This window comes from Methylobacterium gossipiicola (assembly GCF_900113485.1).
Lineage (GTDB): Bacteria > Pseudomonadota > Alphaproteobacteria > Rhizobiales > Beijerinckiaceae > Methylobacterium > Methylobacterium gossipiicola.
Genome location: NZ_FOPM01000001.1, coordinates 187,436 through 200,421 on the forward strand (window position 1 = coordinate 187,436; position 12,986 = coordinate 200,421).

Here is a 12,986-nt window from a genome sequence, read left to right on the forward strand (position 1 = left end):
GTTTACCAGGGCACGTCGCGCCCCGGAAGCTCAGGCCGCCGTGGGCCGTGTCCGCAGGCGGGCAGGGGGCTTGGGGCGGATATCCATGGCGTTGCCACGCCACAGGATGGCGCCCCGCATCCAGGCCCCGGCCCAGATCGCCGGGAACAGGGTGTCGCGCACCAGGAAGGCGAGGAGCAGGCGCGGCCCGCGATACCAGCCCGCCCGGAACGCAAGGGCATATTCCGCAGCGTACCAGAGGGCGGCGAGGCCGCACAGCCAGCCGGCGAGGGTCGGGGAGGGGGCCGCCAGCAGGGCGAGGCCGAAGGGCAGGATCGGACCGGTGCCGATCTCGGGCGCGAAGAAGGCCGGGAAGGTCACCCGCCGCAGGCGGGCCCAGCGCAACTGGCGCGACCAGACTTCGGCGAGGCGGCGCCGGCCCAGGGGCTGCTCGAACGGGCTCGCCACGAGGTGGACATGTGCGCCCGCCGCCCGCACTAGTTTCGTCGCCGCCGCATCCTCGGCGATCTCCGCGGCCAGCGCCCGGATACCGCCTCGCGCGTCAAGGAACGGCTTGTGCCAGAGCATGCTCTTGCCCTGGGCGAAACCGAGACCGACTGCCTCGCCGGCATATTGCCAGCGGGCCTGCAGGGTGTTGAGAAAGGCGCATTCGACCTCGGCGAAGAAGCCGTCCGGCCGCGCCCCGATGGGCGTCGAGCAGACGAGGCCGGTATCGGGCCGCCACGCCGCCTGCAGGCGCTGCAGGTAGTCCGGCGGCATCAGCACGTTGGAATCGGCGAGCACCACCCAATCGTGGCGCGCCGCTTCCCAGCCACGCACGCAGTTGTTGAGCTTGGGATTGTCGCTGACGCGCTCGTCGCCGACGATGAGGCTCGACGGGATATCCGGATGCGCCGCCATGAGGCGGCGGACGAGGGGCACGATGGGGTCGGCCCGGTCGGCGACGCAGAAGATGAGTTCGTAGTTCGGATGGGCGAGGCGGAAGCCCCGGGTGAGCATCTCTTCGCTGAAGGCTTCGACGCCGCAGACCGGGCGCACGAGGGACATGGGCGCCTCCGCCGGGAAGATCGAGGCGCTCCGCCGGCCCCCGAGGCGCAGGGCCGCGAGACCGAGGCTCGCGAGGTTAATGAGGGTCAGGGCGAGGCACAGCACGAGGGCGAGGTCCGTCCCGGTCCAGGCGTCGTCCAGCATCCGTCGAATCTCCCCCGCGAAGGGCCGACATCGTGCCGCGCCCCCGTCATCGTGACGGGCCTAACAGCCGCTCCGCTTCAATCGTATGACGGTCGCGCGGCAGGCTGCGGAGGATGTTCGCGTGGGAGTTCCTCCCATCGTCTACCACCCGGATTATCAGGCGACACTCCCGGACGGGCATCGCTTCCCCATGGGCAAGTATCGCCGCCTGTCGGAGGTCGTTGCCGCGAAGGGATTGGCGCCCCGCGGCTTCGTTCGCCCGGAGCCGGCGGGGCCGGACCTCATCGCCGGAGTGCATGACCGCGCCTATGTCGACGCGATCTTCGCCCTCGACGTGCCCCGCGCCGTCGCCCGCGAGATCGGGCTGCCCCTGGAAGCCAGCGTACTCGCCCGTTCGCGGGCCTCCGTCGCCGGAACCCTTCTGGCGGCCCGCCTCGCCCTGGCGCACGGCCTCGCGGGCAGCACCGCTGGGGGCAGTCACCACGCCCGGCGCGAGACGGGGGCCGGATTCTGTATCTTCAACGATGTCGCCATCGCGGCCCGGACCCTCCTGAGCGAGGGCCGAATCACCCGTGCCGTCGTGGTCGATTGCGACGTTCACCAGGGCGACGGCACCGCCGACTGCTTGTCGGAGACGCCCGAACTCTTCACCCTCTCGCTCCATGCCGAGAAGAATTATCCGACGCGCAAGATCCCCGGGGACCGCGATGTCGGTCTGCCCGACGGGCTTGAGGATGCCGGGTATCTCGCGGCCCTGGAGGCCCATGTCGGCCCGGTGCTCGACGCCGTCGCGCCCGATCTCGTCTTCTACAATGCCGGCGTCGATCCCCACCGCGACGACCGCCTCGGCCGCCTCGCCCTCACGGATGCAGGGCTGGCCGCCCGGGATCGGCATGTGGTCGCGGCGGCGCGGGCGCGCGGCATTCCCCTGGTGGCGGTGATCGGGGGCGGCTACGCCACGGATATCGATGCCCTCGCGGCCCGCCACGCCCTCGTGTTCGAGGCCCTGGCGGCGCAGGCGTGAGCGTCACATCTTCTCCTATCAAAAACCTCTCTGAGCCGGGCTCATCGAGGTCCGGTATCGGTGCCACCCTTCGGCAAGTCTCGGGCGATCCGCTCCATGGCGTCGAACAGCCGGGCGAGGTCCGCCCCCTCGATGGTGTGGAAGCCCAGCGTCCGCGTCAGCAGCAGGCCGAGGGCCGCGAAGGTGAGGACCGCCCCGGCGCCGGGGCAGCAGGCCACGTCCTCCATCTGCGCGAGACGCTCCTTGAGAAAGGCATTGAAGCCCGCGAAGGCTTCCGGGTTCTCCGCCGAGGCGAGGAGCAGGGCGCGGGGAAAACCCTCCTCGTCCGCGTAAATCTGGCGGGCATGGGCGATGAGGGCGAGGGGGAGGGCCGCCGGATCGGGTCCCTGCTCGGCCTCGTGGGCCGCGATGCTGTCGCGGATAACGCTGAGTTTGCGCTCGGCGAGCGCTTGGATCAGGGCATCCTTGGAGCCGTAATGGTGCAGCACGCCGCCCTTGCTCAAGGACGCTTCCGCCGCCACGGCATCGATGGTGAGGGTGCGTGTCCCCGAACGCCGGATGAGCCGTTCGGCGGCGTCGAGGATGATTGCCGGGCGGTCTTCGCGCCGCGTGCGCGCCTTCGTCATCGCCCTGCCTGTACTCAAAACCGTCTGGACGGTTGGTAAGATAGCCGATATGGATCGTCGCCGATAGGGGCACGGGCGGGACGGGCGGGAAGCGATGACGGGGTTTTCAGCGGTCCGGCCCTGGGTGAGCCCCTTGGGTCTTACGATCACCCTCGTCGCCTGCCTCGCCACGGCCAGGGCCGAAGAGGCCAAGCCCGGCGCGGGGACGGGACCCGAACTCGCCCTGGTCCGCACGGTGGTGGCCAAGCGCACCACCATCAGTTCCGATCTCATCTTCACGGGCGACATCGAGGCACAGTCGCAGGTCAACGTCGCCTTTCGCGCGCCCGGTAAGATCGCGGCGCGCCTCGTCGAGGTCGGCGATCACATCCGGGCCGATCAGGTGCTGGCCCGCCTCGATCCGCAGGAGCAGCGCGCCAACCTCGCCAACGCGCAGGCGGCCCTGACCTCGGCCGAAGCCCTGCTCACCCAGGCCAGGGTCAACTTCAAGCGTCAGGAAAGCCTGATGGCGAGCGGCTACACCACCCGCCCGAGCTACGATGACGCCGAGCAGCAGTTGCGCACCACCCAGGCGGCGGTGGACTCCGCCAAGGCGGCCCTCGGCACCGCGCAGGAGCAGTTCTCCTACACCGATCTCAAGGCCGGGGTGGACGGCATCGTCCTCAGCCGGTCCTTCGAGGTGGGGCAGGTGGTGCAGGCCGGCCAGACCGTGATGACCATGGCCCAGGACGGGCCGCGCGACGCCGTGTTCAACATTTTCGAGGCGGTGCTGGCGGCGCCCCCGGAGAGCGAGACCGTGGCCATCGCCCTCCAGGCCGATCCGACGGTGACGGCGGTCGGCCGGGTAAGGGAAATCTCGCCGAGCGTGGATGCCGCCTCCGGGACCGTGCGGGTGAAGGTCGGCCTCGAATCGACACCGCCCGCCATGTCCCTCGGGGCCGTGGTGATCGGCACCGGCAAGTTCCATCCCCGCGAGGCCATCGTCCTGCCGTGGTCGGCCCTCTACCGCTGGCAGAATGGCCCCGCCGTCTGGGTGCGCGACCCCAAGACCGGCACGGTCGCGCCGCGCGCCGTCACCCTGGAGCGCTACGCCCCCGACACCATCGCGTTGGCGAGTGGCGTCGAGCCCGGCGAGGAGGTGGTGATCGCCGGCATCCAGCTGCTCCGGCCGGGGCAGACCGTGGCCGTGGCTCAGATCCTCGGAGCCGCCCGGTGATCCGCCCCATGCTGCGCCGCCCCATCCTGGCCCTCGCCGCCGCCCTTGCCCTCGGGGGCTGCAAGCCCGAGCAGGAGGCCGGTCCGCCGCCCGTCCGCCCCGTCCTGACGGTCACCGCCAAGCCCGTCGCCACGGAGATGTTCGGCCCCTTTGCGGGCTTCGTCGCGCCGCGCTACCAATCCGAGATCGGCTTTCAGATCGCCGGGCGCATGGTCGCCCGCGACGTCACCGTGGGCGATGTCGTTAAGAAGGGGCAGCGCCTCGCCGCCCTCGATCCCGTGGTGCCACGCTTCGCCCTGACGCGGGCGGAAGCCGATCTTGCCGATGCCGAGGCCCAGGCCGAGAATGCGAGCGCCACGGAGAGCCGTCGGCGCAAGCTGCTCGCCGGCGGCAACGTCACCCAGGCCCAGCTCGACAGTGCCGTGGCGAGCCGCGACACCGCCCAAGCCCGCCTCGCCCAGGCGCAGGCCAGCCTGCAGAAGGCTCGCGATCAGATCGGGTATACCGAACTCCACGCCGATTTCGACGGTGTGGTCACGGTGCGCTCGGCGGAAGTGGGTCAGGTGCTCAGCGCCGGCCAGGCGGTGCTCACCCTCGCCCGTCCGGAGGAGCGGGAGGCGGTGGTCGATATCCCGGAAGACCTCGTCGGCGCGATGCCGAAGGACGCGGTGTTCACCGTCGCCCTGCAGAGCGCGCCCGACGTGACCGCCACGGCCCGCGTCCGCGAGACGGCCCCGTTCGCCGACAGGATCACCCGTACACGCCGCATCCGCATGACCCTGCTGGCGCCGTCCCCGGCCTTCCGCCTCGGCTCGACCCTCACGGTCTCCCTGTCGCGGCGGGTCGCGCCCTACTTTCCTCTGCCCTCGGCCGCCATCCTGACGGCGGAGAATCGCGATTTCGTCTGGCTCGTGGATGCCGCCGGCAAGGCCGTGAGCCGCCGGGCCGTGACGGTGGCGAAGCGGGATGCGGGGCGTGCCACCGTCACGGACGGCCTGACCGCCGGCGAGCGCGTGGTCGTGGCCGGCATCCATTCGCTGAGCGAGGGCCAGGCCGTTCGCCTGCCCGACGCCACGCCCTGACCCGGTTCGCGAGACTGACCCCGTGAAAAATTTCAACCTGTCGGAATGGGCCCTGGAGCATCGCTCCTTCGTCTGGTTCCTCATGCTGATCTCCATGCTCGCCGGCGTGCTCGCCTACGGGAAGCTCGGCCGCGAGGAGGACCCGCCCTTCGCCATCAAGACCATGATCGTGCAGGCCCGCTGGCCCGGCGCCACCATCGGCGATACCCTCGATCAGGTCACCGAGCGCATCGAGAAAGAGTTGCAGCAGATCGACGCCGTCGATTTCAGCCGCTCCTACACCACGCCGGGTCAGGCCACGGTGTTCGTGCAACTGCGCGAGACGACGCCGCCGAAAACCATTCCGGCGATCTTCTATCAGGTCCGCAAACGCATCGGCGACATCAAGGGCACGTTCCCGCAAGGGATGCAGGGGCCGTTCTTCAACGACGAGTTCGGCGACGTGTTCGGCAACATCTACGCCTTCACGGCCGACGGTCTCAGCATGCGCCAGCTGCGCGATTACGTGGAGCGCGTGCGCGCCGACCTAAAATCCGTCCCCAATGCCGGCAAGATGATGCTGCTCGGCGCCCAGGACGAGGTGATCTACCTCGACTTTTCCGTGCGCAAGCTCGCGGGCCTCGGCCTCGACATGAACTCGGTGATCAAGACCCTGCAGAGCCAGAACGCCATCGCGCCCTCCGGCGTGATCCAGGCCGGGCCGGAGCGGGTTTCGGTGCGGGTCGGCGGGCAATTCGTGTCGGAAGACAGCCTCCGGGCGATCAATCTGCGGGTCAACGACCGGTTCTTCCGCCTGTCCGACGTCGCCGAGATCTCGCGCGGCTACACCGATCCGCCGACCGCCCTGTTCCGCTACAACGGCGCGCCGGCCATCGGCCTCGCCATCGCCATGCAGCCCTCCGGCAACCTCCTGACCTTCGGCCACGACCTGAAGGAGCGGATGCGCAAGCTCGAAGGCGAGTTGCCCGTGGGCGTCGGCATCCACCTCGTGTCGGACCAGCCCAGAATCGTCGAGGAGGCGGTGGGCGGCTTCACCAAGGCCCTCGTCGAAGCCGTGGTCATCGTGCTCGCCGTCAGTTTCGTGAGTCTGGGCTGGCGCGCCGGCCTCGTGGTTTCCCTGTCGATCCCCCTGGTGCTGGCCATCGTGTTCGTGGTCATGCAGGTGATGGGCGTCACCCTCCAGCGCATCTCGCTGGGCGCCCTCATCATCGCCCTCGGGTTGCTCGTCGACGACGCGATGATCACCGTCGAGATGATGGTCGCGCGCCTCGAGGTCGGCGACAGCCTGAAGAAGGCCGCGACCTTCGCCTACACCTCCACGGCCTTCCCGATGCTGACCGGTACCCTTGTGACGGTTGCGGGCTTCCTGCCCATCGGCTTCAACGGTTCCTCGGCGGGCGAGTACACTTACAGCCTGTTCGTGGTCATCGCAGCCTCGCTCCTCGTCTCGTGGGTGGTGGCGGTCCTGTTCGCGCCCCTCATCGGCGTGAAGCTCCTGCCCGCCACCATGAAGCACAAGCCGCACGATCAGCCGGGCCGCGTCATGCGGGCCTTCTCCGCCATGCTGCTCGTCGCCATGCGCTGGCGCTGGACCACGGTGGCGGCCTGTATCGGCCTTCTCGCGGCGGCCCTGGTCGGCATGGGCCACGTGCAGCAGCAATTCTTCCCGGCGTCCGACCGACCGGAACTCCTCGTCGACATGACCCTGCCGCAGAACGCCAGCATCGCCGAGACCAAGGCGCAGATGGACCGGTTCGAGGCCACCTTGAAGGGTGATCCTGAGATCGCGCGCTGGAGTTCCTATGTCGGACAGGGCGCCGTGCGCTTCTACCTGCCCCTCGACCAGCAGCTCGACAACGCCTTCTTCGGCCAGATCGTCATCGAGACGAAGTCCATCGAGGCCCGCGAGCGCATGAAGGTGAAGCTCGAAGCCCTGGCGCGCGAACAATTCGTCGGCACCGACTTCCTCATCCACTCCCTCGATCTCGGGCCCCCCGTGGGGCGCCCGGTGCAGTACCGCCTCAGCGGCCCCGATCTCCAGGCCCTGCGCGGCCACGCCCTCAAGCTCGCCAGCATCGTGGGCGCCAACGGGCACCTCAATGTCCCGACCTTCGACTGGAACGAGCCCGGCAAGGTGCTGAAGGTCGACATCATCCAGGACAAGGCCCGCCAGCTCGGCGTCACCTCCGAGGACATCGCCGGCATCCTCAACGGCATCGTCGGGGGCCAAGCGATCACGCAGGTGCGCGACGCCATCTACCTCGTCAACGTGGTCGGCCGCGCCCAGGCGGTGGAGCGCAACTCCCTCGACACCCTCGCGACCCTGCAGATCCCGCTCGCCAACGGCAACGTCGTGCCGCTTCTCGCCTTCGCCACCATCGGGTACGAGTTGGAACAGCCCATCGTCTGGCGCCGGAATCGCCTGCCCACCATCACGGTGCGGGCCTCCATCTCCGATGGCACGCAGCCGCAGACCGTGGTGACGGAACTCGACAAGGACATCACGGCCTTCACCAAGAGTCTGCCGGACGGTTACACCCTCGCGGTGGGCGGTGCCGTGGAGGAGAGCGCCAAGGGCCAGGGTCCCATCGCGGCGGTGGCGCCGGTGATGCTGCTCACCATGGCGGTGTTCCTCATGATCCAGCTTCAGAGCTTCCAGAAGCTGTTCCTCGTCGCCAGCGTGGCGCCGCTGGGCATCATCGGCGTCGCCGCCGCCCTGCTGCTGTTCGACAAGCCCATGGGCTTCGTCGCCATCCTGGGCGTCCTTGCCCTCATCGGCATCATCGTGCGCAACTCGGTGATCCTCGTGACCCAGATCGACGAGTACGAGCGCGACGGGCTGGCGCCCTGGGACGCCGTGGTCGACGCCACATGCCACCGCATGCGGCCGATCCTCCTCACCGCCGCGGCGGCGAGCTTCGGCCTCGTGCCCATTGCCCGCGAGGTTTTCTGGGGGCCGATGGCCTACGCGATGATCGGCGGCATCCTGGCCGCCACCTTCCTGACCCTGTTCTTCCTACCCGCCCTCTATGTCGGCTGGTATCGGATCAAGGCGCCGCCGAAGGGCACGCCCCGCAAGGTCCACGGGGCGGACGGGCAGGTTCACGCGGCCTGATCGGTCGAACGCCGTTTCAACTCCTCCGAAATGGCTGAGTTCGGCTTCGCTCAAGCGGCCCCGGCGCGCGCCACCGTCGCGTCGGGGCGCGCATCCGTGGACGCGTAATACGGCTTGATGTCGAGGAGCGGGGTGCCGTCGCGGCAATCGAGGCCGCGAACGCGAACCGAGGGACCCTCGATCCCGAGATTCTCCACCACCGACAGCGCGATGGGGTTGGGCCGGGCCGGCGAGCGCAGGGAGAAGGTGCCGCGCGTGCCGTCGGCATGGCGCGGACGCTGGCGGATGATGTCGCGCGCGGCCTCGTCCATCCAGTAGAGCACGATGAGATGGCTCGCGCCCGAGAGGTTCTGCAGTCCCGGGCCGTAGGCCGGATCGAGGATCAGGGTGCAGACGGCGTCCGTCTGAAGACCGTTCTTCGGGCAATCCCAGCGCTCCGCCCACGGCGTGCGGATACGGCCGATGAAGTAGACGCCCGCGTCGTAGGCGTCTGGTAGGACGAGGGTCTCCTCGCCGGGGCGGCGTTCGACGGGTGCGGTCACGGTGGGGCTCCGGTGCAAAGCCGCATGTCGGCCGCTTCCTGTCACCCTCGCAAGCTCGATCCGGTCGCACCGCGCCGGGCGGCGGTGTACATCTCGCGAAGAATTCAGCGAGGAGACACCGTGATCCGCGACGAATTGCGACCGATGGAATCGGTCCCCGATCCCGAGACCGCCGTGGACCGGCTCGCCGCCCTCTACGCGGGGGCGATCGAGGCCCTGCAGGCGGCTTTGGCTCGCTACCTCGACGGCGGCCCGGCCCCCGATGCCACGGAGCGGCTCCGGTTCCGCTATCCGGAACTGCGCCTCACCTATCAGCCGGGCGGGCCGATGCCGCGGGTCTCCCGCGCAACGGCGAAGCTCCAGGCTCCCGGAACCTACGCCACCACGGTCACGCAGCCCGCGCATTTTCGCGGCTACCTCCTCGACCAGCTGCGGCCCCTCGTTCGCGATTACGGGGTCAGCCTCGAAGTGGGCTTGAGCGCGCAGGAGATCCCGTATCCCTACGTCCTCGAACCCGGCCTCGACCTCGGGCGCGCCGGGGTGACGCCCCGCGACCTCGCCACCTATTTCCCCGTGCCCCTGCTCTCCGTGGTGGGCGACGAGATCGCCGACGGCCTGTGGCACGACCTGGCCGATGCGCCCCGGCCGCTGGCCCTGTTCGACGCCATCCGGGTCGATTATTCCCTTCGCCGCCTCGTCCACTACACCGGCTGCGACTGGCGCGACGTGCAGCCGTGGATCCTGCTGACCAACTACCATCGCTACGTCGACGGCTTCATTCGCCACGGTTTGGAGCGGCTGGCCAGCGGTGAGGAGGGGTTCGAGCGCCTGATCCTTCCCGGCGGCATCGCTGTCTCGCGGGCAGAGGCCGCCACCGCCGATCCCGCCGCCCTCGTGGCTGCCTCGCCGTGGCACAAGTCGCAGATGCCGGCCTATCACCTCGTGGCGCGCGGCCCCGACGGTGCCATGCAGGGCACGACGCTGGTCAACATCGGCGTCGGTCCCGCCAACGCCAAGACCATCACGGACCATCTCGCGGTGCTTCGGCCCCATTGCTGGCTCATGGTCGGGCATTGCGGGGGGTTGCGCCAATCGCAGACCATCGGCGACTACGTGCTGGCCCACGGCTACTTCCGCCGCGACCGCATCCTCGACGAACTCGTGCCGCCCGACGTGCCGGTGCCGGCTTTGGCCGAAGTCCAGCTCGCCCTCCAGGCCGCCGCCGCTCACATCACGGGCGAGGCCAGCGATGCCCTCAAGCGCCGCCTGCGCACCGGTACGGTGGTGACCTACGACGACCGGAATTGGGAGCTGCGCTTCTCGCAGGAGCGGCGGCGGATCAACCTGTCGCGGGCCATCGGCGTCGACATGGAAAGCGGCACCATCGCGGCCCAGGGCTACCGCCTGCGGGTCCCGTACGGCACGCTGCTGTGCGTTTCCGACAAGCCGCTGCACGGCGAGATCAAGCTGCCGGGCGCGGCCAACGCCTTCTACGAGCGGGCGGTGGCCGAGCACCTGCTCATCGGTCTCTCCGCCCTGGATCTCCTGCGGGCCGACCGGCACGGCCTGCATTCGCGGAAACTGCGGAGCTTCGACGAACCGCCGTTCCGCTAGACTGCCTTCTCAGCGCTCCCGTCCCCACAGGCCGAGCCGCTCCGAGCGGGCCTGTTCCTCCGCCGCCAGGAGATCGGCCGGCGCGTCCTCGGAGGCCCGGCCGCCGCCCGCCGCCAGGATGATGGCCGAGAGGTCGTTCCCATCGATCTGGCAGCGCAGGGCAGGATCGCCATCCCCGGTGGCGGGGGTGCAGACGACGTCGCGGCGGCGCAGGTAACGGGCGAGCTGACGCGCGAGGGCGCCGCCTTCGCCATCGACCCCGAGCAACCGCACCGTGCGGCCCCGGAACGCCAGGGTTCCGGTGTCGATCACGTCGGGCACGCCCCCGATGGCCGTGCCGGCAGCGGACGCCACCTCGCGGGGCGGGACCGGAGGCGTCGCCGGGGCCGGTTCGGCCCGTGCCGCCGAGGTGCGCTTGCGCCCGCGCGCCATCTGGGCGGAAGCGCGCTGGATGAAGTCGCGAAACAGGGAGGCCGGAATATCGCCGCCGCCGACGCGATTCATGGAGGAATTGTCGTCGTTGCCGACCCAGACGCCGACGACGAGATCCGGCGTCATCCCGATGAACCAGGCGTCGCGGTAATCCTGCGTGGTGCCGGTCTTGCCCCCCACCGGCAGGCCGGAAACCCGGGCGCCCTTGCCGGTGCCGCCATCGACCACGGCCTGGAGCGACTCGAGCATCATGGCCCGCGCCTCCGTCGGCAGGGCCTTGCCGCCCCGCGTCTCGGGGCGAAGATAGAGCGGCTGCGGCGCACCGCCCCGGATGGCGTGGACGCCATAGGCCTCGACGGGGGCCAGACCCGCGAGGACGCCCGCATAGGCGCGGGTCATCTCCAGCAGGGTCACCTCCGCCGAGCCGAGGGCGAGGCTCGGCACGTTGGGCAATTCGGAGGTGACGCCGAGGCGTCGCGCCGTGGCGATGACCGCCGGGATGCCGACCTCGTCGGCGAGCTGCGCCGCCACGGTGTTGACGGATTGCGCGAAGGCCGTGCGCAGGGGCATCGCGCCCTTGAAGCGACCCGTGGAATTCTGCGGCTCCCAATCGCCGATCTGGGTCGGGCGGTCGACCAGCACGGTCTCGGGCGTGAACCCCGTCTCGTAGGCCGTGAGGTAGACGAACAGCTTGAACAACGAGCCGGCCTGGCGCTTGGCCTGGATGGCGCGGTTGAACTGGCTCTCCTCGTAGTCGCGCCCGCCCACCATGGCTAGGATGGCGCCCTCCTTGTTCATGACCACCATGGCGGCCTGACCGGCCTTCTTCTTCTTGCCCTCCGCATCCATCCGCCGGGCGACGACGCCTTCGGCGAGACTCTGGAGATCGAGGTTGAGGGTGGTGCGCACGGTGACGTCGCCGCTGGTGTCGGCGAGCCGCTTGGCGTCGGCCGAGACCATGTCGAGGAAGTAGTTGGTGCCCGGCGGCGTCTCGGGCGGGGTGCGCAGCGTCACCGTCTCAGCCCGGGCCTTGTCGGCCTCGGCCGCCGTGATCGCCCCGGTCTCGACCATGGCCTGCAGCACCACGTCGGCCCGCTCCTTGGCGCCGCCGAAGTTGCGAGTTGGGGCGAGCTGCGACGGCGCCCGGACGAGGCCGGCGAGCATGGCGGATTCCGGCAGGGTGAGGGCCTTGGCGCCCTTGCCGAAATAGCGCCGGGCGGCGGCATCGAGGCCGTAGGCGCCGGCCCCGAAATACGCGGTGTTGAGGTAGCCGAGAAGAATGTCGTCCTTCGACATCGTGGATTCGACCCGCAGGGCCAGGAACGCTTCCTGTATCTTGCGCCGCAGGGTCTTCTCCTGGGTGAGGGAGGTCAGGCGGACATATTGCTGCGTGATCGTCGAGCCGCCCTCGCGGATGCCGCCGCCCGTGGCGTTGCGCCACAGGGCGCGAACCAACCCTCGTGGATCGACCCCCCAATGCGAGCGGAAGCGCCGGTCTTCGATGGCGATGATGGCTTGGGCCATGCGCGGCGGCAGGTCGGCCGCCGTGAGTTTCTGGCCCTGGAAGGTGCCGCGCGTGGCGAAGACCCGGCCGTCATCGGCCTCCACCGTGAGGGCCCGCTGCCCGGTCTCCGCCGCGACGCCGCCCAGCGGCGGCAGGGTGGCGAAGCTGTAGAGGACGAGCCCGGCGAGGAGCGCCAGGGGGAGACCCACGAGGGCGAGGAGGGCCGGGAGGATCGGGCGCCGCCGCTGGGCCTGAGCGATCACGGCCGGGGCGGCGGCTTGGCGCGCCGGTTTCATCGCACGCGGTCCCGTGTCGTGCCCTGCCTTGCGGTTTGCCCGCACCATCCCGGTGAGACGGCGCCCGAGCCCGCGCGCGGCACTGCCACCGAGGTAGCCGAGCTGGCGAACCAAGGTCCGCGCGGCGGCGGCCGCTTCCCGTGCCGCCGCACCGGCATCGGGCGGGCTCTCCCCAGGGCGCGGCTTCTCCGGGCTCGGTCGGTCCGGATCGGAATGGGCCATGGACAACCATCTTGAGGCGAAGGCGGCACCCGTGCGCCGGACGATGCCGGATCATCCGTTACTCGACCGGGATCGTCCGGCCAAGTCTGGTCGCCGATCCGCGTCCGGTCACCGAGCTGAGT

The 12,986-nt window shown here is 70.0% G+C and carries 9 protein-coding genes; 5 read left to right on the top strand and 4 right to left on the bottom strand.

The window, feature by feature from the left end:
- Positions 1-30: 30 nt before the first annotated feature.
- On the bottom strand, positions 31-1,191 hold the full coding sequence (locus BM249_RS00835) for a ceramide glucosyltransferase (protein WP_091967893.1): 1,161 nt from the start codon (positions 1,189-1,191) through the stop codon (positions 31-33).
- A gap of 121 nt (positions 1,192-1,312) precedes the next feature.
- Between BM249_RS00835 and BM249_RS00840 the strand changes: the two genes are divergently transcribed.
- The gene (locus tag BM249_RS00840; RefSeq protein WP_244528514.1) at positions 1,313-2,215 is read left to right on the top strand and encodes a histone deacetylase family protein; all 903 of its coding nucleotides are present in this window, start codon (positions 1,313-1,315) and stop codon (positions 2,213-2,215) included.
- A 41-nt stretch (positions 2,216-2,256) separates the two neighbouring features.
- On the opposite strand, the gene BM249_RS00845 is transcribed toward BM249_RS00840, so the two are convergent.
- Positions 2,257-2,841, bottom strand: coding sequence for a TetR/AcrR family transcriptional regulator (locus tag BM249_RS00845; RefSeq protein WP_091967897.1), 585 nt, complete (start codon positions 2,839-2,841; stop codon positions 2,257-2,259).
- 94 nt (positions 2,842-2,935) lie between these two features.
- Here BM249_RS00845 and BM249_RS00850 point away from each other — a divergent pair, with 94 nt between their 5' ends.
- The 3 genes from BM249_RS00850 to BM249_RS00860 are packed head-to-tail and all read left to right on the top strand — an operon-like array spanning position 2,936 to position 8,254.
- Positions 2,936-4,057, top strand: a complete 1,122-nt coding sequence (locus tag BM249_RS00850; protein WP_091967899.1) for an efflux RND transporter periplasmic adaptor subunit — start codon at positions 2,936-2,938, stop codon at positions 4,055-4,057.
- A gap of 8 nt (positions 4,058-4,065) precedes the next feature.
- Positions 4,066-5,139 carry an efflux RND transporter periplasmic adaptor subunit gene (locus BM249_RS00855; RefSeq protein ID WP_091967900.1) on the top strand — a complete coding sequence of 358 codons (1,074 nt, stop codon included), beginning with the start codon at positions 4,066-4,068 and terminating at the stop codon, positions 5,137-5,139.
- A gap of 22 nt (positions 5,140-5,161) precedes the next feature.
- Positions 5,162-8,254: an efflux RND transporter permease subunit gene (locus BM249_RS00860; RefSeq protein WP_091967902.1), complete on the top strand. Its 3,093-nt coding sequence runs from the start codon at positions 5,162-5,164 to the stop codon at positions 8,252-8,254.
- A 50-nt stretch (positions 8,255-8,304) separates the two neighbouring features.
- Here BM249_RS00860 and tsaA read toward each other — a convergent pair whose 3' ends face one another.
- A complete protein-coding gene (tsaA, locus tag BM249_RS00865; protein ID WP_091967904.1) occupies positions 8,305-8,796 on the bottom strand; it encodes a tRNA (N6-threonylcarbamoyladenosine(37)-N6)-methyltransferase TrmO in 492 nt (163 codons plus the stop codon).
- A gap of 120 nt (positions 8,797-8,916) precedes the next feature.
- Here tsaA and BM249_RS00870 point away from each other — a divergent pair, with 120 nt between their 5' ends.
- Positions 8,917-10,410: an AMP nucleosidase gene (locus tag BM249_RS00870; RefSeq protein WP_091967906.1), complete on the top strand. Its 1,494-nt coding sequence runs from the start codon at positions 8,917-8,919 to the stop codon at positions 10,408-10,410.
- 9 nt (positions 10,411-10,419) lie between these two features.
- Here the strand turns inward: BM249_RS00870 and BM249_RS00875 are convergent, their stop codons facing one another.
- Positions 10,420-12,864, bottom strand: a complete 2,445-nt coding sequence (locus BM249_RS00875) for a PBP1A family penicillin-binding protein (protein WP_091967908.1) — start codon at positions 12,862-12,864, stop codon at positions 10,420-10,422.
- Positions 12,865-12,986 lie beyond the last annotated feature (122 nt).

Coding starts and splice junctions, on each gene's coding strand:
- BM249_RS00835 (WP_091967893.1), bottom strand. CDS start 1,191: ATGCTGGACGACGCCTGGACCGGGACGGACCTCGCCCTCGTGCTGTGC.
- BM249_RS00845 (WP_091967897.1), bottom strand. CDS start 2,841: ATGACGAAGGCGCGCACGCGGCGCGAAGACCGCCCGGCAATCATCCTC.
- BM249_RS00850 (WP_091967899.1), top strand. CDS start 2,936: ATGACGGGGTTTTCAGCGGTCCGGCCCTGGGTGAGCCCCTTGGGTCTT.
- BM249_RS00855 (WP_091967900.1), top strand. CDS start 4,066: ATGCTGCGCCGCCCCATCCTGGCCCTCGCCGCCGCCCTTGCCCTCGGG.
- BM249_RS00875 (WP_091967908.1), bottom strand. CDS start 12,864: ATGGCCCATTCCGATCCGGACCGACCGAGCCCGGAGAAGCCGCGCCCT.